Source organism: uncultured Coprobacter sp. (assembly GCF_947855755.1).
Classification (GTDB): Bacteria; Bacteroidota; Bacteroidia; order Bacteroidales; family Coprobacteraceae; genus Coprobacter.
In genome coordinates, this window is record NZ_CANUAR010000001.1 from 405,066 (window position 1) to 428,939 (window position 23,874).

A 23,874-nucleotide genomic window follows, 5' to 3' on the forward strand; every position below is an offset into this window, starting at 1 on the left:
GGTTTTCAGATCGTCCCCATAATCGACCACCTCTTTTATCGGATTCTCCTTATCGTCATAGGTATATGTCGTAATACGGGTATTATCATTCAAAAGATCCTCTTCCGTTTTTTTCAGCAATAACGATTTTATGGTCTTATCGTTACGCAACTCAAAATCATATTCAAAATCGGATACGGTCTGCTCGGTCTCTTCTTTCAGCAAGATACCGTAACGGGTAGGATCGAAAGAAAATCTTTTTACCGTACCAAGACCGCAGCCCGTCGACCGTATTGACTGTTTTAAATCCTCTGAACCCAAGTCCCTGCACATGAGATATTCCGCCTTCATAACTGAATTGCAAAGATTCGAAAAGCGTTCCTCCGCTATAACCGTTTTTAGCCGTAGTTATCCATATCGGCGCAGTGAAATCGATATAAGGGAAAACCGCTCCTTGCCCGATCTTATAATTGTAACCGCTATTCAGTTTCTGATAAGAAAAACGTATCTCGTTGCCGGTACTGGTATAAGCGGCAGAAAGTAAACGGGATTGTGACTGATCTATTCCGTAATTGATCTTATACACTTCGTTTTTATACAACCCGTATAAGAACAAATGATTAGTAGCCTGCATCACGGTAGAAGAGACCAATACCGCAGGATTGGATAAAATCGCAGTGACGATATTATTCGGTTCGTAGACAATGACATTATTCCTTACCGGATATATTTTGACCTCTTTATTCTCCTTTTGACACACAATATCGAGAATTCCGTCATTATCCATATCTTGCATAAGCAGATTATCGCTTTTCTCTACGGGGAAACCCGGCATGGATTCCAACTTATACTCCGTACCGGTAGAAAACAACACCTGCCACTGAGTATCCTCTGTCCGCCATGTATAATTTACATGACTGCCATGATCCGGACAAGTAAAATCGGACGCCAATCCATACCCGCATTCCACACAGGCATAACCGGGTTGTATATATTGTTCACAGGTATAACACCATACATCCGGCAAACCGGTCATGGAGTTAAATCCCTCATATCCGAAATCATGTCCATGACATACAGGACATTCTCTCGGAGAATAGACGGGAACGTATTCGGTACGGGTACGAACGAATTCCGGGGAAATGATAAAATCGGTCTTAGCGTCACCGTTTACATCGGACAGCAGCATTCGCTTATTCGACAAAAAAGAACTCGACACCCGGTTATCGGAATATATCTTGTTTAATTGCCAATCTCCATTTACGGGAACAAACGTATATATATCGAAACCTGCAGGGTGAATATGACAAATATCGGCTTTACCATCTCCGTCGAAATCGACTACCGTCACCATATCTGTACCCATATTGTAATTAAATACATGTCTTTGAAACACAGGTGATAATATCTGACCCAAATCGAACAGATAACATACGGATTTATGTTGAGCCATATCTAACGGAGCATTCATCGAAACCGCGAATATCTCATCTTTTCCGTCACCTGTAAAATTTCCGCTCAAATAGGTTTTAGGACAGAATGAATAGGTATCTTTCTTTTTTATTGCATCTCCCGCAAAATAATAAACATCTTCTTTCATATCCACCCCGGTATTCATATAGGCCGGAGTATAAGCGGTGATGCGAACAACGTCTTTCCCCTCCATGACAAAATTATTGATACGTATGATCTCGTCTCCGGGAACATAGTCGATATTGGCACAAAAAGCAGAATTGAATCCTGTTTCGACTTGAAGTTTGATAGCATAAGCCGAATTCGATCCGATTCCCGGATAAAGGTTCAATTTATGACTCGGATCAAGTGCGACATAATAATATTCATCTTGCGGATTTCGGTATAGTCCGGGATCGGGATAAGAGATAATCCCGTCATCATCACTACCGTATGACAACTTACCGGAACGGACGACTAACTCTTCCATATCGGGATAATATGAAAAAATACTCGATGTATATTGTCTAATACCTCCTTGATTCCCGGAAGCATAAGCAAAACGTAAAGGAGTAAGGCGAGTACTCGAGCCAGCTAAGCAATTAATTTCGCTTAACAAAGAGGGTGTCGTATTTTTGTAGGACATTGAATAAATCTTCACGATATTAGTGTCGAGTTTTATCATAATTCCCTGCAATAAACGAGGTTCTTTCTTTTCAATGCCTGCCGTATAGGATAAGGAAATATCTTGCCGATGCTCCCCATAAATAAAATCTACATGGATAAAATGCCCGGGATTATCGACCGCACCTCTACCTCCATACGAAACGGAAAGCAAGTAATGATGCCCGTATTTATACTCATAAGTATAATCGATATGATTACCGGCAACATCGGTCACTCTCGATAAAGGATACTCCAATCCGTCATTAACAACCGGTTTATAAAGCGATTGCGAACCGTCAGGACGAAATACGGTAAACGACACGATTTTGTCTTCTTGCGTAAGGCATTTTACCTTGATATTTCCTCTTTCGGTACGATACCACCCGGGTGACTGTTCGACAAGCCGTGCTCCGTCGAGTTGAAATGCAGCTGAAGCATCCGTCACGGCAGGAGCGGTCTTATCATTGTAATATCTATTGAAATCAACACTGTTTATAGATGAAAACCCTTGCAATTGCCATCCCCATCCCAAAACTCCGTCACCGCTGAATTGTGTATAACATAATGAAATTTCCGGAATACATTCACCTCGTCCTTTCGGCAATTCGATCGGAACCTCACAGATCGTCGAGCCTAAAGGAGTAACCGAAGTATGAACGGTGATCTCTCCGGGTGTATATAAAGGACTTATGGCCATCGAAGCGCTTTTCTTCTCCGGTTCTTTGTAAGCCTGAATATCCCGCATCAATTGCTCTAACGTAGAGTCCGGCAAAATCTCCGGATCTTGTACCCAATCAACACGTTTTATTATTGCCGTATCCGAATTTCGAATCGGTTGAGGATATGATCCTCCTAAAGTCTGTGCATAAACTCCGAATGCAAGACACAACAAAAATAAGGTTAACGATGTGCGCATGTGATAATAATAAGTTATTCTTTTATAATTTTCCAGGTTGCAGATTTTCCATTTAATGTCATTTTCAGGATGTAATTTCCGGCCGGCTGATTGCTAAGGTCAAAAGAGACTTTTGACGAAACGATTTTTCGGGTGGCAATACATCTTCCGTTCATGGCAAAAATTTTCACATCTCCCGATAGTTCTTCCGTATTACCGGAAATGGCAATCGTTATTTGTCCCTTGGTCGGATTAGGGTAAAAACGAATGGTCTGTCCGGCAAATTTTTCAGATAAAGGCTTCTCATCTTCCGGATCGACCAATGCCCGGTTTTGAACCCGACTTAATACAATCTCTCTTTTAACACGATTTCCTGAAGCATCATAAGAATAGCGAATTTTAGTTTGTGCCTGTAAAATTCCCGCAAGACAACAGAGGAGACATAAAGAATATAGTTTTTTCATAACCGAATAAGATAGTTTGGTTACTGTTTCATATCTCAAATTTAGAAGATACAGTATTAAAAAACAGAGATAATATTTATTACATCTTTATTAAAATAGATGTAAAAAGAAAAATCTCTATAAAATAAGTATCCTGTTCGGCCTTATATATGTAAATAAAGGCCGAACAGGATACTCATCTCCCCAAATAGGAACAAAAAATAATCAAATTTTACCAATATTCCCTGTTTCAATAAAACATATAAAAAGATATTCGCAAATGTTTCTTATTCATTTTCAAAAAAATAATCGGCATTTTGTTTCTTAAAAATTCCGTCCCACCAAATAAAAACAGAATACCCTCGAAATATGAAGATTCGAGGGTATTCTGTTTTATATCAATTATCGTATCCCGATAAATGAAAGATAAATTATTTCTTCAGCAAAACTTTCACTTGTTTCAAAACATTTTCGGTCGTAAATCCGAGTTTCTCATCAAGTACCTGATAAGGAGCAGAATGTCCGAAATGTTCGAGTCCCCAAACAACTCCGTTCTTTCCTACCAAACGTGACAAAGTCGAAGGCAAACCGGCCGTAAGCCCGAATACCGGAAGGTTTGAAGGAATTACAGATTCCTGATATTCTCTCGATTGGTTGAAGAAAAGTCCTTCGGACGGAGCAGAAACTACTTGAACTTTTATTCCTGCTTCATTCAACAACGGAGCAGCTTCTGCAAGAGTAGAAACCTCCGATCCGTTAGCGACCAACACGACATCCGGATTTTCATCCTTAATCACGACATAAGCTCCTTTAGCCGCTTGCAAAGCTTCTTCGAAACGATCTCCCGAAGCAGCCGGCAGGTCTTTGATATTCTGACGGGAAAGAATCAAAGCAGTAGGGGTTTCGGTATTTTCCATTGCCAATTTCCATGCCACACTGGTTTCCGGACCATCAGCGGGACGCAACACCAACATACTGTTTTTACCATGATGATTTTTAAGCTGTTCCAGCAAACGAATCTGAGCTTCCTGTTCTACCGGTTGATGTGTAGGACCATCTTCTCCTACACGGAAAGCATCGTGCGTCCAGATATATTTTACAGGAACTTCCATCAACGCTGCCATACGTGCTGCAGGTTTCATATAATCGGAAAATACGAAGAATGTTCCGCATGCACCTATCACACCGCCATGCAACATCATCCCATTCATAATGGCAGCCATAGTAAGTTCGCTTACTCCAGCCTGTAAAAAAGCTCCCGTAAAATCCCCATTCTTGAAAGCATGCGTCTTTTTCAAAAATCCGTCAGTCTTATCTGAATTAGCTAAATCGGCAGATGAAACAATCATATTCTCGATCTGCTCTGCAAAAACAGCCAATACGTTTGCCGATGCAGCACGAGTAGCAATTCCCGGTTTCTGGGCAATAGCTTTATAATCGATTTCAGGAACTTTTCCGGAAAAGAACTGATGTAATTTTACTGCGAGCTCAGGGTTTTCTTTCTCCCAAGCTGCTTGTTTTGCTTTACGATCAGCCGCAATTTTCAACAATTCGGCTTTACGGTCGGCGTACAATTTCTCTACTTCGGGGAAGATTGAGAACGGTTCATCCGGATTCCCCCCCAAATGAGCAATGGTCTTTGCAAAAGAAGCACCAGCAGCACTCAGCGGTTGCCCATGCGTAGAGCACTTCCCTTCATAAGATTGTCCTTCTTCGGTCACAACACCTTTACCCATAATTGTTTTACCGATGATCAAAGTCGGACGGCTCTGCTCCTGCCCGGCCTCGATAAGAGCACCTCTGATTGCATCTGCATCATTACCGTTTATTTCAAGGACATTCCATCCCCATGCCCGGTATTTGGCGGCAGTATCTTCCTTAGTTACGGCATTGGTATCGGTAGACAATTGTATGTCATTACTGTCATAAAACATGATCAGATTATTCAAGCCTAAATAACCGGCAATACGTCCAGCCCCTTGAGAAATCTCTTCCTGAATACCTCCATCCGAAATAAACGCATACGTTTTATGAGCCATCCAATCACCGAAACGAGCAACCAAAAAACGTTCGGCTATCGCCGCCCCGACTGCCATCGTATGACCTTGTCCCAAAGGTCCTGAAGTATTCTCGATACCTCTCATCACATCGACTTCGGGATGTCCCGGTGTAGGACTTCCCCATTGACGGAATTGTTTCAGCTCATCAAGCGTAAATTTTCCGGTTAATGCCAATACTGAATAAAGCATCGGAGACATGTGGCCGGGATCAAGAAAAAAGCGGTCACGATTAATCCATTTAGGATCAGAAGGATCATACACTAAAAATTCGGCAAAAAGGGTGTTTACGAAATCAGCACCCCCCATCGCTCCACCGGGATGACCCGACTTCGCTTTTTCAACCATCGATGCAGCCAAGATACGGATATTATCAGCTGCTTTGTTAAGTACAGTCGTATTTGTCATGGGATAATGTATTTTTTACAAAGATAAGGATTATTCTCTATTAAAAAAAGGGTTCTTCAAAGGTTAAAAACCGAAATAAAAAGCCTATAAAAAAGTATTTGTAATCTGCTTAAAATACTTATTGTATTTATAACAATTATATAATTTCACATAGTTGATTTATCAAGACAACACAAAAACAATATCTTATTGTAAAAATGGGTACAAACTTACGGGTAAAGTATTTTATATGAATAAGACCTATTTTCTATATTACTTTTATAACAACAAAATCTTTCGGCCTTTCTATCTCATTTATCATTTAGAACCTATCTAAATTTTACTCGGGTCAGGTTTGAGAGTTTCTTACGAAGATGTTTTTCTGTTTTTACGAGAAGGATAGCGGGCTATCTGACGAGAAAAAACGGGAAAACAGACCGAAAAAAACGCAAAGATGACCTGATAGTTTTTTTATTGGAAAATTGAAATAGACTCCTAAACAACAGATTCTGATATTTCACCAAAAAATCTGTTTTCCATTTTCAATCGTGAAAATTCTTTCTTCTATTCCCCTCGTGTGGTTTTTAAGCCAATACAATGCACCGGAAGGTACATTATCATAATTAAGGAAATAATCATTACTTATTTTCGTTCCTAACGAAATCCACCCATCTCTATCTCTATATAAAAGTTCATATAAATTACCCGGAACAATATAATTATCGTCATTTCTCGGCATAACCTTTATTTTAGAAACATACGGCAATTTATCCATATCCAATATAATCGGAGATTCAATAACACTAAATGTCAACGGCTTATTATCGAAAATTTTAACTGCTTCAGATTTATCCGAACCAATCACAGATTCTACCAAACTTGATATCAAATTATTATTTTGATCATAAAAGTATATTTCAGCAATTTGAGGCTTTTCTTTAATCATATCTGACGTTATTTTCCAATAACGATATTTTTTGGACGATGTCAAAACTATCTCTTGTAAAAAATTATTTTCAATACGACCTATTCGAAACGCTTCCGTTTTTCTGAAATCATAAAAATCGGATCTTTCAATCTTCAGATTTTTCAACGCATTATTCAAGCCGTACGCCATCGGATTGACCGGATATTTTCGAGTAAGGCGCACTTTTATAGGCCGTTGTCTATCCGGTATTAACTTATGGATGGTTCTCGTCGTTGTAGCAATAAACGGGTAACCTCCGGAAACTTCCTCTTTTCCATTATAAAATACAGGTAAATACACACATTTCATACCCATCTTCTTAAAAGAAACCTCGTCATTATCAGCCACCCTACTCCATGCCACAGGCTCCCATACCCCCATATTAAAAACGGATAAATAAGCATATTCGGGTTTACGATCCGCTTGAAGCATTAAATCGATATCAACTGTCTTGCAATACAATTCCGTCACATCTTTAATGAACGGCGTTTTAAAAAGTGCCGGAACAGAATCTCCCCTATTACTTTCCGGAAACGGATTCCGAGAGTAGGTCTTTCTATAAACTTTTGCATAATGATCAATATAATTTTCAGAAAAAGTCTTTTTCACCAGACACGGATCCTCTATTATGTTCCAAAAATGCTTTCCATTTCTGGATGGCCAGCAGGGAGTAAAATCTATGGCAGCCGGAACGCCGGATAGTCGACTTTCACTCAATACCTTGTAGCTGTCCCATATACAATCGGCAACATAATGTTCTCCAACGGGAGACGTCAATTCAAACTCTCTGCCACATTGAGGCAATACTCTCCAAATATAATTATACAAAAATTCATCGACGGTTATATTGTAATCCTCAAATTGCTGCGAGAACGAATCTATCGGAAAATAATAATAATGTTCCATCAGTTTCGTCAAAGGCTCTCCATCCAACCTATACGGCAAAATATACTCGCAAAATGTTTCAAAAGAAATATCTTTACCCCATGGTACTTTTTCCCAAATATGGAACATATTCTCTATATGATTTATCAGAAAATCCGATTTAATGACCTTCACATCCTCTACTTTTTTTACATCGGACAGATCAACATAGTATTGCGGTAAATTATACAATATATTCTTCAGATAGAAAGGTATCGCTTTATTTTTCAAATCAATTTGCAAATAATAGTCTACTATGCACGAATCAACGATAGAACAATGTCCGGGCATATTTTCTATTAAAAAAAGAGCTGCTTTCAACTTCAACGAATCAGAAGTATTTTGAGAAAAATAGCGGATAACTTTTTCTAATTCAATCCTGTTATCTCCGCTCAATCGTAAAGCCTTATCGAGTTCCGAATGACCGCTACACGACACCAAAACAAGTAAAAAAGATAAGAAAAATATACCCGATCTCATATTTATATCACACCTTTCAATCTGATTTTTAATCCTTATCGAACGTAAACCCGCCTAAGAGCCTGTCTAAGGAACAAGCGGTTGCTCTTTCCCATCCCAAATATTCCGGTTTCCAGTAAAATCAAGAATCATATAATCCTGAGGCTGATACTTGGTCTCTTTTATTTTTTTTATATGCCCTGTTTCATCAACCTGATAACGAGTATCGATCCGCTGTGCATTCATTCTAGCCAAAGGAGCTGTATCTTCAAATTTTATGGGAACAGTCGAGGTCGGCTTTATCTGATAAACCGTAACCCCCATATCCGCATCAATTTTCCACTGTTTTATAAGCGCCTCCACTCCGGTATTTGTAGATCCCAATACCGAAACTTCAAGACAATCTATAAATTCCCCCTCTGGAGTAGCCGTAATCAGATACTTTCGAATATAATCCATGATTCCCAAATCTATAACTCCAATAAGATATTGACCGTTAATCGGGGAAAATCGACGGAATATACTACAATCTCCATTTTCTGCCAATGGTACAGAAATAGTCAATCCGTAATCAATCCAATATGACATGTCCAGTTTGTTTCCCCATGTCTTATATGGGAAATATATCGATGCATACGGTTCAATCAATGTTTCACTCATAATTCCTTCATAGGGTAACTGAGTAATTGGAGTTAGTGAAAAAGCTTCCTTTGCAGTGGTTATCTGAGCTCCGGTACGCTGTAAAAAAAATATACCCAATAAGATCGTTATCAAAATTTCCTTTCTCATAAAAATATAGTTTGAGAATAAATCAAGGAACAAGCGGTTGCTCTTTACCATCCCAAATATTCCGGTTTCCGGTGAAATCAAGAATCATATAATCCTGTGGCTGATACTTGGTCTCTTTTATTTTTTTTATATGCCCTGTTTCATCAATCTGATAGCGAGTGTCGATCCGCTGTGCATTCATTTTAGCCAAAGGAGTTGTATCTTCAAACTTTATGGGAACAGTCGAGGTCGGCTTTACCTGATAAACCGTAACTCCCATATCCGCATCGATTTTCCATTGTTTTATAGTAATCCCTACCCCGGTTCTTGTATATCCAAATACAGAAACTTCGAGACAATCTATAAATTCCCCATCTGGGGTAGCCGTAATTAAACGCTTTGTGGCATAATCTACCAATCCTAAATTTATAACTCCTACAAAATATTGTCCGTTTGTCGGAACAAATCGACGAAATATACTACAATCACCATCATCTATCGGAGTCGAAAGGGTCAATCCACAATCTATCCAAAAAGATGTATCAATTTTATTACCCCATACCTTATATGGAAAAAATACTGAAGCACGCGGAGGTATTAAAGATTCTCTCGCAATCCCTTCATAAGGAAGTTTTGTGGATGGAACTGCCTGAAAAGCCTCCTTTGTGGTGGTTATCTGAGCTCCGGTCTGCTGTAAAAAAAATATTCCCAATAAGATCGTTATCAAGATTTCCTTTCTCATAATGGCATCTGTTTTAATGTAAAACTCAAATTTGTATTTCGTAAAAGTAATAAAATTTATTTCTGTGGAACCGTATTTTCATTATTCCCGTCATTGGGTCTTATCTGAACCACATCATACCTTTTTCCATCCACAAATCCAACCTCATCATATAAAGTCGGAATAGAAGGATCATAATAAAACCGGTTATTCGTTTCACTGCATCCTATAAAAGAATGGGACGTTCCTACCTCATAATATATATAATAGTTCATCCCTTTGGCAGAATCGTATCCCCGTCCGGCAATAACGACAAAATGATCCGTCGTTCCTTCATTTATATTTCTTCCAAAGGTATGATTAACTCCTACCATTATCGGCCGACCCGCATCTAAATGCCGGTCGATACAATTCACGGCATTCCGATAATTGGCGGCAGGATCATTGCCGTAATTCACTAATTGTTTATTCACCTCTATTTTCAACTTAAACACATAATCCGAACTCCCGGGATAATCGATACCATGTTTTTTCAATATCTCCACACACGCCGTATGGCAATTTTCGAACTGACCATATCCGACAAATTTATCTACATCCATTAAAGAGACCGGAGTCTTGGGTGAATACGGATCAGTTTCCGGGTCAGGATCGGTGGGAATTGTACCTCCACCACCTGTTCCATGTCCCGGACACTCGCTGAAAGGTTTCATACATATAAGGCACCAATCTGCACAAATGCATGGATTTCGCGAACATATAATACAAGTCTGAGAGGCAAAACAATCACAAGGATAGTTATGACAGACAGGACAACAATAACAAATATTCAACCCATGACATTTCGGACACGCAGTTACTCCCGGAGCCGGTTTGTCGCAATCTTCATCCAATCCATGATATTTATTGCACCAACTGCAAAAATACGAATTATTGTTTCCTCCCGATTCACCTGCTCGTGTCATAACTTTTGCAAACCGGAGAAATTGAATGTTCTCTAAAATATGATTACAATATTCGACCCGCATCGCCGGAGACAAACGAGGATCGTTCATATTTATATTTTTTATAACCTTCCCATCCCGATATTCCATAACTTGGTAAATGCGCCCTGTCAAAAGTTTCAATATAACCAATCCCGAATACTTGACATTCTCATTTAAATAAGAGTATGCAATCGGGTTTCTATTTTTAAAGACAAAATTACTTGTAGGAATCAATGTTGCAATAAAACCTGCCATTTCTTCGGTATCATTGCTTTTTACCACAATCATTCTTTGGGCCATTTCGATCAATTCTCCATCCTCCGGCTTTTCTCTATTCGGAATATAAGCATAATATTGATATGCCGAAACTATAGGTGCATCAACTGCCGAAACATAATTATTAGATTCCTGCAAAGAGTTTTGCCACTGCGGAGTAAAATCTCCGGTAAACAAAACCGACTGATTTTCATCATCTACTCCAAAGTTAGCCTGTGCCATATATAATCGGGTGAACCTATCTTCAAAAAAGGCCCGAGCCTCACCTACCGATAATTTTCGGCATTCATCGGCCGGCTCAGTAACTTCGATCTCATTTATACAGGAACAAACAATCAAAGGAATAATAAAAATAATTATACTTCTCATCGGTATCAGATTTAATATTATTGCAACAATGTTTCGTCAATATAATAAATATATTTTATACACCTCTCAAATTAGGTAAAATTTATCATTAAAGAAACCATTTTTAACATAAAACATATAATTATTCAATCCCCTCCAACAACTTTCACCTCTGCTCAAGGAAAGCGAAATAAAATTTGCAGCGACATTTTTGATAAAATTTAATTGCCATACCGTAAATTCTGAAAAATTTGTCGTATTGCAGTTATCGATTCTTACAAAAAAAATAAAAAAACAGATCGTCTTATAAAATAAGATAAAGGTATGTTTATATACTTAATGGATAAAATTTAAACAAAACTCTAAGAGCCTGTCGTCTAAATCTTACTCGGGTCAGGGTTGAGAGTTTCTTACGAAGATGTTTTTCTGTTTTTATGAGGAGGATATCAGGCTATCTGACGAGGGAAAACGAGGAAAAAGACCGGAAGAAAACGCAAAGATGACCTGATAATATTTTTTTGTCAGAAAATTTAGACGGGTTCTTAAACCGCTCGACAAAATCGTACAAAATATCGACACAAAAGGTGTCAATAATATGTATATAGGCGAATTGAAAAATAAAGAAATGCAGACATATCGAAAACGAGGAAAGATAGAGGCATTGAGAGCTGCAAAAGAAAAAGCAGCCTATCTCACTGAATCTCTCGGTAAACAATTAAGCGATATCATACGCATTGTAGAACCGCAAGAAAGTATAAACTACTATACTCTTTCTGCACAAAGCAATATAATTTCATCTCAAGCCCAATCCTTCGACTCGTTTTGCACCATCAAACTACACTATTCGATGATCGTCCGGTTCGATATTAAACAAATGTAAAAAAAACAGAACCGTCATTAAAAATGATATGCCACCGCCAGTCCGAAATTCCAAAAACCGGGAGTAAAGAATCCTTCGCTATATCCTCCGATAACCGTACCAATAACCGGACGATAATCGACTTCGAGAGAAATGGGCACTTTTTTAAATTGGCAACCGAAAGCACAAGAACCGGCTACTCCGAACAAAAGCCCCGAATCATCAAAATCATAAAATCCTAATGCTCCACCGACTCCGGCATTTAAATACCAATCACAAGTTTGGGGTGTCCAGTCCCACTGACAGCATCGCCAATTATATATACCGGTCAACGACAAACCTTCGTAATTGGGAATAGCTAATGTAAACTGAAGAAAATTTTTAGTACTCATATCTCTCTGATAAAGAAACTCAGCTCCTCCTCCCAAACGCAGTCCCACAGCATTTTTTTGCGCTTCCACAAAGCTTAAAGATGTGATACACAAAAGAACGACAAAAATCAATTTCTTCATAATCATAGCATTTTAAATTTACAATTTACCGACATTAACAAAAGTTGTAAACAAGTTCAAATTTACAAAACTATTTTTCAAATTTACGCATGACCACCATGGAGAACTCCCCCGATCACACCACCCTCTTACATAGTGAATACAAATCCTTTATCGAGCATCGATTCATACCGTTGACGATTAAACACATAATAATAAGCTCCACGTTTAGAACTTTTTTTATCTTTTTCATCAAGCCGTTCAAGAATATCCATCCCTAAAATTTTTTTACGGAAGTTACGTTTATCCATCGTTTCACCATAAATCGATTCATAAAGCGACTGCAATTGCGTCAATGTAAACTTCTCAGGCAATAGATTAAATCCTATCGGATGCAGCGCCGCATGACGCCGCAATAGCAATATAGCATCATCAAGCATCTGTTCATGGTCGAAAATAAGTTCTCTTTTCCTGTCCAACGGAATCCATTCCAAATCACTTTCCGGCAACAGACTATTAACATAATCAGTCACATTAATCAGAGCATAATAGGTCACGGATATCACTCGTTCTCCGGGATCACGATCTACATTTCCGTAAGCTTTTACCTGCTGCATATAAATATTGTCAAGGCCTGTCAGTGTCTTCAATACCCGACTCGCTGCCTGATCGATATTTTCATTTTCATTCATAAAACCGCCTAATAAAGAAAGTCCGCCTTTTTTAGGTTCGATTTTTCTTCGAAACGTAAGCAACTTGATTTCATTGTCGATAAATCCGAGTATCGTACAATCTACTGCTATCAGGAAACGTGCCTGAACTCCATAAAAACTGTCTTCATGCATAAGTTAAAAATAAAATGCGGGTATCCGAAATGATGTTACGTTTGATTCCGGATACCCGCCATATCAGAATTATGTATTATAATTTACGTGATCCTGCTCCGATCTTCACCGGATATACCTTGGGTTCTTTTCCGAACTTTTGAGTAAATCCTTTAACAGCAGTCGTGATAAAATTATCATATTTATCCTCAGGCACGAGATTTATCGTACACCCGCCGAAACCGCCTCCCATTACTCGAGAACCGGTAACTCCGCATTCACGAGCGACATCATTCAGGTAATCGAGCTCTTCACAACTTACCTCATAAAGTTTACTCATGCCGTGATGAGTACCATACATTTTCTCTCCTACTGTTTTATAATCGCCTTTTTCAAGAGCATCACAAGCATCGAGCAACCGTTGTATTTCCTCAATTACATATTCCGCGCGACGATAGTCCTCTGCCGATACCTCATTCTTCACCTCATCAAGCATTTTCATATCGGCATCACGTAATAACTCCACTTCAGGATGTCTCTTCTTAATCGCCGCAACAACAGCCTCGCAAGACTCACGCCGTTTATTATAAGCCGACGAAGCCAACTCATGCTTTACCACCGAGTCTATCAACACGACCTTATACCCTTTCGGATCAAAAGGAACATATTCATACTCCAAAGAACGACAATCTAAACGGATCAAGTGACCTTCCTTGCCGAATACCGAAGCAAATTGATCCATAATACCGCATTTCACACCGCAATAATTATGTTCGGTAGCCTGCCCTATTTTCGCCAGTTCAAATTTATCGATACCCAGATTAAATATCTCATTCAAAGCAAAAGCAAACGTACTTTCCAGAGCTGCAGAAGAAGACAGACCTGCACCCAAAGGAACATCTCCTGAAAATGCGGTATCAAAACCTTCCACTTTTCCTCCACGTTTAGTTATTTCGCGCACGACACCGAAAATATAACGAGCCCAGCTTTCTTTCGGAGCGTCCTCTTCGTTCATACCGAATTCCGAATATTCATTAAGATCGACCGCAAAAGCTCGGATTATATTCTTCCCATTCGGTTTTATCTCAGCTAACATACCTTTATCGATAGCTCCCGGTAAAACGAAACCGCCATTATAATCGGTATGTTCTCCAATCAAATTTACCCGACCCGGTGAAAAATAAAGATCTCCGGCTGTTCCAAATAATTCTGCAAATTTTTCTCTGACTATTTTATTATCCATGATTATTATCTTTTTTAAATATAATCCCAAATCGAATAATTCGGGAAAAAAATGAAAATATTTATTCTACAGGAATATCGGTATTTACGTTTTTACTACCGATCAAAGCATAATACAGCATATAGCAAACAGCTGCGAATACTACCCAGAAGCTGACAATATAGTTGCTGAAGATATCGGCTACACCACCTTGCAACAACGGCAAAATACCTCCACCGCAAACCATTACCATAAATATACCCGATCCCATAGCAGTATATTTACCTAATCCTTCGACCGCAAGGTTAAAGATTCCGCCCCACATAATCGACGTACAGAGTCCGCAAAGAACAAAGAACATTACTCCTACGGGAACTGTCGTCATACCGAAACTGATATCCGATTTGAATACCGGCATGGATATTTGGCTGGTTGTCGGGGCAAATATTCCGATCAACAAAAATATCAATGCCAATGTACATACAAAAATCATCTGAGTTCTACTTGAATATTTACCGCCGAGAATACCTCCGAATAAACGTCCGATCATCATCAAGAACCAATAAGTACCGCAAATAGATCCTGCCATAGCAGCATCAATTCCCATACCGGTAGCTCCGGAAGCATCGGGTGCTGTTGTCAAAAATAAATTCAAGAAATTCGGAATTCCCACTTCAACTCCCACATATAAGAAAATCGCTACAGCCCCCAATATAAAATGACGGAAAGAAAGCGCGCTGTGCGTATCTTTTTCAGTCTTAGCCTTAGCAGGCTCCATGTGAGGTTCCGGAATGCTCATTATCGACAACACGATAAAGGCTACGGCAAAGATACCCATAGCAATAAACAATGCCGGAGAAGCGTCACTGATCTTTGCATTAGCTGCGTTACCGATCAAGTAACCTACAAGAATAGGAACGATCGTTGCTGAAATAGAATTCAAAGAACCTCCGAACTGAATCAGCTGATTTCCTCTTTTTCCTCCACCGCCCAATGTATTCAACATCGGGTTTACGACCGTATTCAGCATACACATAGAAAAACCGGAAACAAACGCACCTGCAAGATAAACTCCGAAACTACTGGAGTTATCAAGCTGTCCCGAAAAAAACTGAATACCTACACCGATAAAACCAACGGCAATAGCGGCAAGAGCCGTTTTTTTATATCCGATTTTTTTAAGCATCATACCCGCCGGAATACCCATAAAAGCATAAGCAATAAAATTGGCGGCATTACCCAACTGAGTCATCCAGTTCGGGACATCGAACTGATTCTTTACAATTACACCCAGCGGATTGGTAAGTCCCGTTACAAACGAAATCATTGCAAACAGGGCGAACATCATTGCAATAGGCAATGCATAATTCTTCTTGTTAGTTGTGTCACTCATAGTTTTTTACTGTTGATAAATTATTTAGTTATTTTGATTTTTTCGTACAGATTAAAATGCATAATACCTATGTAATCGAATATTCGCAAAATTTTTCTGTGCTGTTTCTCTTCATCATTTTTCTATGCCGAACGTATATATACAAGTTTGAGTATATATTTCACCGGGACGCAACACCGTTGATGGGAAATGCGGTTTATTCGGGCTGTCGGGGAAATGCTGAGTTTCAAAACAAATTGCCGTATGTTCAGAATAACTGCAACCTTTCTTCCCGATAAAACCGTTTAGCCAATTTCCGGTATAAAGCTGTACTCCCGGCTCGGTCGTATGCACCTCCATAGAGATTCCGGTTTTAGGAGAAACAGCTTTAGCCGCTAAAGTCATTTCTCCGGGATAATTCTTATTCAACACATAATTATGATCATACCCTTTTCCGAAAATAAGTTGTTCATAATTATTATCGATCCGTTCTCCCACTTCGTGAGGTTCAGTAAAATCCATAGGAGAATCTTTCACCGGACGTATTTCTCCTGTCGGTACAGATTTATCATCCATTGGTGTAAAATAATCGGCATTGATCATCACTTTATGGTTGGTAACCTCTCCACCTCCGTCTCCATTCAAATTAAAAAACGAATGATGAGTAAGATTTACTACGGTCGGTTTATCGGTAAATGCTTCATAATCGATTTTCATCGCATTATTATCAGTAAGCTGATAAATCACTTTCACGAAAAGATTGCCCGGAAAGCCCTCTTCCCCATCTTTCGAAAGGTAAGTCAGCTCTAAAGTTTGCTCATCCGATTGACGGGCATCCCACACGACATTATTATAGCCCACTATACCGCCATGCAATACACAGTCAGGATTATTGGAACGAATATTATAACGTATTCCATCCAAAACAAAAGTACCTTTTTTTATACGATTTCCGTACCGACCAATCAAAGCTCCGAGAAATTTCTCCGGAGTATTCAGATAATCCTCTATCGATTCATGTCCTAAAACCACATCGGTCATTTTCCCAAATGCATCGGGTATCATAAGAGAAACCACAATACCTCCGAAATTTGTAATGCAAATCTCTGCTCCGTTTTTATTGGTAAGAGTGTAAAGTGCTACCGGTTTTCCGGCTATCTGAGTATCAAACTTCTCTTTGAGAAGTCCGGAAAGAGTTTTTCCTTTTTGAGAATCGGTGTTTGCCATGATAATTATTTTTATATTGTATATTTGGTGTAAAAATAACGCTTATTCACTAATGTTGTCATTCAAAAATGTATGTTTTATAACATAAAAATCCATTTCCCGTTTCAGATTGCAAATCTACTTTGATTCTATACAAATGATCTTTTCTAAATAACAGGTATCAAATAATCTTTCATTAAATAAGAAAAAGAGAGACGTTAATAATATTAATTTGCATAAATTATTTTTTTAGCTATATTTGGATATACCAAACCATCTGTATATGAAACCACCAAACATCAGGTTGATCATCTCTTTCTTTATTTTTTTGTCCATCTTTTACTGTTGCGTACAAAAAGGGACTCCGTTTTCGTTCACTACACCCGAAGGAGAAGAGGTCAGCCTCGTAATTCCTCCGGGGTTTGAAGATCAGCACACCGCAAGCCCGTGGAAAAAATTGGATAAAGATCTTAAAAACTATTTTTCAGCATACGTTTGTAATGCTGATAATCCCGAGGAAATTATGGAATTGTATTTCAACTTAAGAGAATATTCCGACATTAACACAAAAAAATGGCAGAGAAAACCGGAGAATCGGGAGCTGTATGACTATATAGAGTATCCCGACAGTAATTTTATTTGCGTATTACAAGTTGAATATATATCCGACCCGTATATACTTTCTTTAGGGATAAATAACGGTGTAGATATTCATTATGCAATCATGTATCTTCAAAAAAACTTTTTGGATATTCAACTTTACTTTCCTCATGACAGCCTTATTACCGAACGGGCTAAGACAGTAATGAACGACATTGTAAAAAGTATCAAAATCAAAAAGAAATGAAGCATCATCATTCTACCTTATCCATCGTTATAGGTTTATTTCTTTTATCTCTTATCGGTTGTCGGGGAAAAGGGACTCCGTTTTCGTTTACTACACCCGAAGGAGAAGAGGTCAGCCTCGTAATTCCTCCGGGATTTGAAGACCAGCGCACCGCAAACCCATGGAAGAAATTAGATAAAGATCTCAAAAACTATTTTTCAGCATACGTTTGTAATGCCGACAATCCGGATGAAATTATAGAGTTGTATTTTTATTTAGAAGAAGATATCAATAATAGTACAAAAAAGTGGCGGAGAAAACCGGAAAATCGGGAACTGTACGACTATACAGAGTATCCCGACAGCAATTTTATTTGTGTGGCACGGATCGAATATTTTAACGACCCTTACAGTTTATATTTGTCCGGAGGCAATGAATTTCCTCCGGACTGCCATTCGGCAGACCTTCACCTACAAAAACAGACATTCGATATTTTTATGTGCTTTCCTCATGACAGCCTTATGACCGAACGGGCTAAAACTGTGATGAACGACATTGTAAAAAGCATCAAAATCAAAAAGAAATGAAGCATTATTATCCTACCTTATCCATCGTTATAGGCTTATTATTTTTGTCTCTGGCCGGATGTCGGGAAAAAGGGACTCCGTTTTCGTTTACTACACCCGAAGGGGAAGAGATCAGTCTTGTAATTCCTCCGGGATTTGAAGACCAGCGCACCGCAAACCCATGGAAGAAATTGGATAAAGATCTTAAAAACTATTTTTCAGCATACGTTTGCAATCCTGATAATCCCAAGGAAATTATGGAATTGTATTTCAACTTAAGAGAATATTCCGACATTAACACAAAAAAATGGCAGAGAAAACCGGAGAATCGGGAGCTGTATGACTATATAGAGTATCCCGACAGTAATTTTATTTGCGTATTACAAGTTGAATATATATCCGACCCGTATATACTTTCTTTAGGGATAAATAACGGTGTAGATATTCATTATGCCGATCTGTATCTTCAGAAAAATATTTTGGATATTCTACTTTACTTTCCTCATGACAGCCTTATGACCGAACGGGCTAAAACAGTAATGGACGACATTGTAAAAAGCATCAGAATCAAATAACCGATTCATTTTTTATATTTATCGCATCATATCATAAGACAGCGTATTTACATTTGCTTTCATAATTCACTTAACTAAAAAATCTTTCCAGCCACCGATCACACCCGGGTCCGTTCTTCCGTATCCGTTTAACCGGATAATGCAAAATGCGGGAAAAAGAATACCCCAAAAGAATCCGACAAAACAAACGCAAACACAATCCGGCAAATTCAACTTGCCGATAACCGCCCCGAACGCTCCGCGCGACAGCATTTCCGACCCCGATTTCCTTCGCATTATCGAACCATATCTGACTCCAAACCCGACAGGATTAAGTGCGGATACTCTACGATCGATATCCCGGTCAGATAAAGATATAGAATACGGAACTGTTGTCCGACAATACAATACATCCGGCAACGACCCTTCATTCGAATTGAAAGCCGATCCGATCACGAAAGGACAAACACCGTATGTAAAAAACGGATTCCTTTATCATCCGTGGAACGGTGACATGGATAACCTACCGGATACGGAAACAACGGGCTTTATCCATACGCATCCCGGTCCCCGTCCATCCTCTCCTTCTCCGGGAGATATGTGGGTATTCGCAGAGTCTCAAAAAGACCGCAAAAATACAAACAATTCATTGATGGTCACTTTTACTCCCGATACCGAATATTACATAACGATAGAAGATCAGGAGAAAATGAAAAAAGCCTTGAATGATGGAGTATTTACATATGCCAACAGAGACTTTCATATAGACCAAAAAAACACAAACCTCAAGAACAGAATTTTATACAACGCTATTTAAAAAATGAAGGCTTAAAAGGAGTTTTCGGAATATATCGTCGTTGTTACCGAAACGGAAAACTCGACGGATTTGAAAAAGCAGTGCTGGACGAGAATGGAGAGTATCGTTGGAAGCCGATAAAAGGACAATACAATATTGTTCCTAAAACATCATTTGAATAAAAGCCCGTTTAAATTTTCCGATAAGAAAGTATTATCGGGTCAGATTTTTAGAATCTGTCGTCTAAATTTTCCAACAAAAAAATATCCTCGAAAGAATTTCTTAAACCTGACCCGAGTAAAATTTAGACGACAGGCTCTAACATGATGGACAATCAATCCCGATTAGAAAAATATTTCATAAATTGCACTCGTTCATAATATGATTGGTCGGGAATGTTTTTAAAATTAAGCAATCCTTTAAATCCCCCGATAGACTTAAATCCCTGACTTTGCATCCACTCTTCGAGAATAGTAATCATTTGCATAATGATACCGTTTCCGTGTTGATATAACACCGAGCAAAGCTCTACGGCCGAAGCCCCCGCCAACAAAGCCTTAATTACCGATTCCGGCTCATGTATTCCTGTTGATGCCGCTAACGACAAATTAGGAACTTGCCCCGACACGATTCCGATCCATCGCATCGTATTGCTAAAATCAGAAGAACTGCTGAAGACCGTACCGGACGTAAACTGCATTTTGTGGATATCAATATCAGGCTGATAAAAACGGTTGAACAATACCACACCATCTGCATTATTTGCTTTCAGTTGATTGACGACCGCCACAATATTGCTGAAACGTTGTCCCATTTTTACCGTAACCGGAATTTTCACCGCATTTTTAATAGCTTTCAAAATGTCGATATGCAGCTTTTCATATTCACCGGGATTCTCCTCCAATACCGTTGCTATTTTCAAAATATTAATCTCTATCGCATCAGCTCCGGCAGCCTCCATATCACGTGCAAAAGATACCCAGCTCCCATTATCATAACAATTAATACTGGCAATAATCGGTATCGAACACGAAGCTTTGGCTTCACGTATCAATGTCAGATACTCTCCTATTTTATGTGACCGCACATAATTTTGCACATAATCATACGCTTCGGGATAATCCGCCGAATGATACAAAACATGATCTGCCTGATCAAGTATCTGTTCTTCAAAAAGAGACTTTAAAACAACAGCTCCAGCTCCGGCTTTTTCAAGATCTTTAATCTTATCTATATTATTTGTCAGTCCCGAACTTGCGACAATGATAGGATTACGTAGTGTAAGCCCGGCATACGCAGTCTGTAGTGTTTCCATAACGGTAAGTTTAGATTCTTTAATATACTCTTTCCCCGAAAATACGGCTTCCCACACGTACCAGCGTACTTCCGGCTTTTACTGCCAAAAGATAGTCATCGGACATTCCCATAGAAATTTCACAAAACGATCTATCTTCGGGAAAATAGTCTTTCTTTATTTCATCAAAAAAATTACGGAGTGATAGAAACTCCGATTCTATTTGTTCACAATCATTTGTAAATGTAGCCATTCCCATTACTCCGCAAAATCGCACACAACAAAGATCTCTCCATGCTCCCGACCGGAGATAGTCACGGCACTCCTCAAAAGAAAAGCCGAATTTACTTTCTTCCCGGGCAATGTGTATTTGCAACAGGCATGAAACCACGCGCCCGACCTTCTCCGCTGCCTTATTTATCTCTTGCAGCAATTTAGGACTATCGGCACTTTGTATCATAGAAACAAACGAGACGATCTGCTTCACCTTATTCGTCTGCAAATGACCGATAAAATGCCACTCTATATCTTCCGGCAGAACAGACTTTTTAGAAAGTAATTCTTGCACTTTACTCTCTCCGAAAAGTCGTTGTCCGCTATCATAAGCCTCCCGTATCATCTCTACCGGATGAAATTTGGAGACAGCAACCAACCTCACCCTCGAAGGAAGAGTTTGCTTTACCCGCTCTATATTTTCTGCAATAATATTCATATCTAAGATTCTGCAACAGGAGGAAGATCTTCATCTTCGGCTGCATAGGGATATATGTCCATAATAGGCGTTTCATTAATAGCAGCTATTTCAAAATCAGCCATAGTCCCTTTCATTCCCTCCAACAGGTTTTCCAAAGCTTTCTGCAAGTCCTGCGCCTGCACGAGCATATAACTCGCCGTACGCTTCTCCGCTCCGCTCTTTTCGTCGAGCGTAATAAAATTGACTTTGCATTTAAACCACTTATCGCCCGTCTCATCAAAAAACAACTCGCTGATATTGGCTCTTTTAATATTAGCGACAGAAAAATCCCCCGAAATAAAGGGTGTCATTTCCTTTATAATACGAGCTTCGGCTTCGGTAAAAGAAAGAGCATCGACCATATAAGGTTCGGTAACTTTCTTCTGCATGCCGTTCTCCATCATTTTATCATATTTTACTTTACATTCAAACCAAGTGCTCATTTCATTTACCTCGTTCATTAATTATTATCTGCAAATACAAGAAAATATCAAAATCTTCTGTATCGTATAGCAAAGATACGATTTTCGATTGAATTTACAGACAGATACAAAAATTAAAGTATCAAGTAAGATTTTTTAATACAGAATCTCTTATATTTGTAAATGTACCTTAATCTCGACTACATGGATTTATTAATAGAACATAACGCATTCCAATGTATTGATAAATGTCTTAATGGAAAAGCCCGAAACAATGACGACATTGATGACTTTCTTCAAATTTGCATACAGCAAATTTTTTGTGATCGATTGCAATTATCAAATTTTGTTCCAGACTATGTCAAAGACAACAGTATACACATCATTGACAAAATAGCAAGATATGGTTTCGATAACATCTCCGTTCTCAACGACAACTCTTCTCGTTTCTATAACAATGTTTGCAATGAAGTTTCAAAAGACCTACTAAATAATATCAGTTGGACTCTTGAAAGCTGCAAGATGACACAAAATCCTCTACAATATCTGCCTCATTTGTCAGATAATATTTTGTCCGTAGTAACAACCATAACTAATGCCATTAAAGACAACAATATAGATTTATTAACAGGCGAACTATTGGAAATTTCCCTTAACGATAAAATGGATGGAGCATTTGTCGATATCATAACCCGAAATAAAACGTTACTTCAAAAAATTCTGGAATTCCAAAAAGAAAACGAATGGAACGAAAATCTTACTTTAAAACTGATCAGCGACTCTCGTGTTTTGCAAAATAGCATAACTGCCCAAAACAAACATCTACTCTATTCAGCATCAATAAAACGAGCAAGAGAAGAGGCGTTCATTAACCAAAAGATTTATAAAGCGATCAATCAAGTTATCGAAAAATCCAACAAATTGCATATCAATCAAGGACCAGCAATCAAATTACCATCAATATGTGAATACCTTGTATATAAAAGCAAAGGTAACCCTCAAAGATTACTCGATGAAACAATGCTATTAAGGGAGTTATTCAAACCCGTACGCGAATACATAAAAAATAACAGCCAAAAACTTTCTTTCAGTACAGGACAGTGCGATGAAATAGCAATGGAAAGTCTTATCGAAATATCAAATGACTTGTACGCTTCAAATTGTCAACACAACACCTCCTGCACATCTACAATTGTCATAGAAACAGATAATATCTTTACCGCACCTATTACCGATCTCAGCAAAGTCAGAGATGCAGTCCTTAATAAAACGATAAAACCCCAATTGCGTTGCTTTACAGAAATATCCCGATTAATGAGAAATTCAAAACAACAAAGTAGATACGAAGAGATATTCCGCTACAACTGTTCGCACCATTGAT

General features: G+C 38.6%; 21 protein-coding genes. 6 read left to right on the top strand and 15 right to left on the bottom strand.

Features of this window, described 5'->3' with window-relative positions; all coding sequences use genetic code 11:
• Positions 1 to 163 precede the first annotated feature (163 nt).
• The 7 genes from Q0093_RS01475 to Q0093_RS01505 all read right to left on the bottom strand — a co-directional run bounded on the left by Q0093_RS01475 (position 164) and on the right by Q0093_RS01505 (position 11,349).
• Positions 164 to 3,013 carry a VCBS repeat-containing protein gene (locus Q0093_RS01475; RefSeq protein ID WP_297928185.1) on the bottom strand — a complete coding sequence of 950 codons (2,850 nt, stop codon included), beginning with the start codon at positions 3,011 to 3,013 and terminating at the stop codon, positions 164 to 166.
• Positions 3,014 to 3,027: 14 nt separating this feature from the next.
• Positions 3,028 to 3,456, bottom strand: coding sequence for a T9SS type A sorting domain-containing protein (locus tag Q0093_RS01480; RefSeq protein WP_297928186.1), 429 nt, complete (start codon positions 3,454 to 3,456; stop codon positions 3,028 to 3,030).
• A 410-nt stretch (positions 3,457 to 3,866) separates the two neighbouring features.
• Positions 3,867 to 5,900, bottom strand: coding sequence for a transketolase (locus Q0093_RS01485; protein ID WP_297928187.1), 2,034 nt, complete (start codon positions 5,898 to 5,900; stop codon positions 3,867 to 3,869).
• A 496-nt stretch (positions 5,901 to 6,396) separates the two neighbouring features.
• Positions 6,397 to 8,250 carry a hypothetical protein gene (locus Q0093_RS01490; protein WP_297928188.1) on the bottom strand — a complete coding sequence of 618 codons (1,854 nt, stop codon included), beginning with the start codon at positions 8,248 to 8,250 and terminating at the stop codon, positions 6,397 to 6,399.
• Between the two features lie 66 nt (positions 8,251 to 8,316).
• Positions 8,317 to 9,018 carry a hypothetical protein gene (locus tag Q0093_RS01495; RefSeq protein ID WP_297928189.1) on the bottom strand — a complete coding sequence of 234 codons (702 nt, stop codon included), beginning with the start codon at positions 9,016 to 9,018 and terminating at the stop codon, positions 8,317 to 8,319.
• A gap of 22 nt (positions 9,019 to 9,040) precedes the next feature.
• On the bottom strand, positions 9,041 to 9,739 hold the full coding sequence (locus Q0093_RS01500; RefSeq protein WP_294175715.1) for a hypothetical protein: 699 nt from the start codon (positions 9,737 to 9,739) through the stop codon (positions 9,041 to 9,043).
• A 56-nt stretch (positions 9,740 to 9,795) separates the two neighbouring features.
• A complete protein-coding gene (locus tag Q0093_RS01505) occupies positions 9,796 to 11,349 on the bottom strand; it encodes a hypothetical protein (RefSeq protein WP_294175714.1) in 1,554 nt (517 codons plus the stop codon).
• A gap of 538 nt (positions 11,350 to 11,887) precedes the next feature.
• On the opposite strand from Q0093_RS01505, the gene Q0093_RS01510 reads away from it, so the two are divergent.
• On the top strand, positions 11,888 to 12,208 hold the full coding sequence (locus tag Q0093_RS01510; RefSeq protein ID WP_297928232.1) for an SIMPL domain-containing protein: 321 nt from the start codon (positions 11,888 to 11,890) through the stop codon (positions 12,206 to 12,208).
• A 17-nt stretch (positions 12,209 to 12,225) separates the two neighbouring features.
• Here Q0093_RS01510 and Q0093_RS01515 read toward each other — a convergent pair whose 3' ends face one another.
• The 5 genes from Q0093_RS01515 to Q0093_RS01535 form a co-directional block, all read right to left on the bottom strand.
• Complete coding sequence (locus tag Q0093_RS01515; protein ID WP_294175713.1) at positions 12,226 to 12,699, bottom strand: hypothetical protein; 474 nt, start codon at positions 12,697 to 12,699, stop codon at positions 12,226 to 12,228.
• Positions 12,700 to 12,827: 128 nt separating this feature from the next.
• Positions 12,828 to 13,523: an NUDIX domain-containing protein gene (locus Q0093_RS01520; RefSeq protein ID WP_297928190.1), complete on the bottom strand. Its 696-nt coding sequence runs from the start codon at positions 13,521 to 13,523 to the stop codon at positions 12,828 to 12,830.
• Positions 13,524 to 13,599: 76 nt separating this feature from the next.
• On the bottom strand, positions 13,600 to 14,745 hold the full coding sequence (gene galK / locus Q0093_RS01525; RefSeq protein WP_294175711.1) for a galactokinase: 1,146 nt from the start codon (positions 14,743 to 14,745) through the stop codon (positions 13,600 to 13,602).
• Between the two features lie 61 nt (positions 14,746 to 14,806).
• Positions 14,807 to 16,117: an MFS transporter gene (locus Q0093_RS01530; protein WP_297928191.1), complete on the bottom strand. Its 1,311-nt coding sequence runs from the start codon at positions 16,115 to 16,117 to the stop codon at positions 14,807 to 14,809.
• Between the two features lie 114 nt (positions 16,118 to 16,231).
• Positions 16,232 to 17,323 (bottom strand): aldose epimerase family protein, encoded by a 1,092-nt coding sequence (locus Q0093_RS01535; RefSeq protein ID WP_297928192.1) that lies wholly within the window; start codon positions 17,321 to 17,323, stop codon positions 16,232 to 16,234.
• A gap of 262 nt (positions 17,324 to 17,585) precedes the next feature.
• Here Q0093_RS01535 and Q0093_RS01540 point away from each other — a divergent pair, with 262 nt between their 5' ends.
• From Q0093_RS01540 to Q0093_RS01555, 4 genes are all read left to right on the top strand, one after another.
• Positions 17,586 to 18,149, top strand: coding sequence for a hypothetical protein (locus Q0093_RS01540; RefSeq protein WP_297928193.1), 564 nt, complete (start codon positions 17,586 to 17,588; stop codon positions 18,147 to 18,149).
• The gene (locus tag Q0093_RS01545; RefSeq protein WP_297928194.1) at positions 18,146 to 18,715 is read left to right on the top strand and encodes a hypothetical protein; all 570 of its coding nucleotides are present in this window, start codon (positions 18,146 to 18,148) and stop codon (positions 18,713 to 18,715) included. Before Q0093_RS01540 ends, Q0093_RS01545 begins: the two co-directional genes overlap by 4 nt.
• Complete coding sequence (locus Q0093_RS01550; RefSeq protein WP_297928195.1) at positions 18,712 to 19,269, top strand: hypothetical protein; 558 nt, start codon at positions 18,712 to 18,714, stop codon at positions 19,267 to 19,269. Before Q0093_RS01545 ends, Q0093_RS01550 begins: the two co-directional genes overlap by 4 nt.
• A 139-nt stretch (positions 19,270 to 19,408) precedes the next feature.
• Positions 19,409 to 20,065, top strand: a complete 657-nt coding sequence (locus Q0093_RS01555; protein ID WP_297928196.1) for a hypothetical protein — start codon at positions 19,409 to 19,411, stop codon at positions 20,063 to 20,065.
• Between the two features lie 313 nt (positions 20,066 to 20,378).
• On the opposite strand, the gene Q0093_RS01560 is transcribed toward Q0093_RS01555, so the two are convergent.
• The 3 genes from Q0093_RS01560 to Q0093_RS01570 are packed head-to-tail and all read right to left on the bottom strand — an operon-like array spanning position 20,379 to position 22,532.
• Positions 20,379 to 21,359, bottom strand: a complete 981-nt coding sequence (locus Q0093_RS01560; protein ID WP_297928197.1) for a dihydroorotate dehydrogenase-like protein — start codon at positions 21,357 to 21,359, stop codon at positions 20,379 to 20,381.
• A gap of 19 nt (positions 21,360 to 21,378) precedes the next feature.
• Positions 21,379 to 22,050 (bottom strand): YggS family pyridoxal phosphate-dependent enzyme, encoded by a 672-nt coding sequence (locus Q0093_RS01565; protein WP_297928198.1) that lies wholly within the window; start codon positions 22,048 to 22,050, stop codon positions 21,379 to 21,381.
• A gap of 2 nt (positions 22,051 to 22,052) precedes the next feature.
• On the bottom strand, positions 22,053 to 22,532 hold the full coding sequence (locus tag Q0093_RS01570; RefSeq protein ID WP_294176969.1) for a DUF4494 domain-containing protein: 480 nt from the start codon (positions 22,530 to 22,532) through the stop codon (positions 22,053 to 22,055).
• A 165-nt stretch (positions 22,533 to 22,697) separates the two neighbouring features.
• On the opposite strand from Q0093_RS01570, the gene Q0093_RS01575 reads away from it, so the two are divergent.
• Positions 22,698 to 23,873, top strand: a complete 1,176-nt coding sequence (locus Q0093_RS01575) for a hypothetical protein (protein WP_297928199.1) — start codon at positions 22,698 to 22,700, stop codon at positions 23,871 to 23,873.
• The last annotated feature ends 1 nt before the right edge of the window (position 23,874 follow it).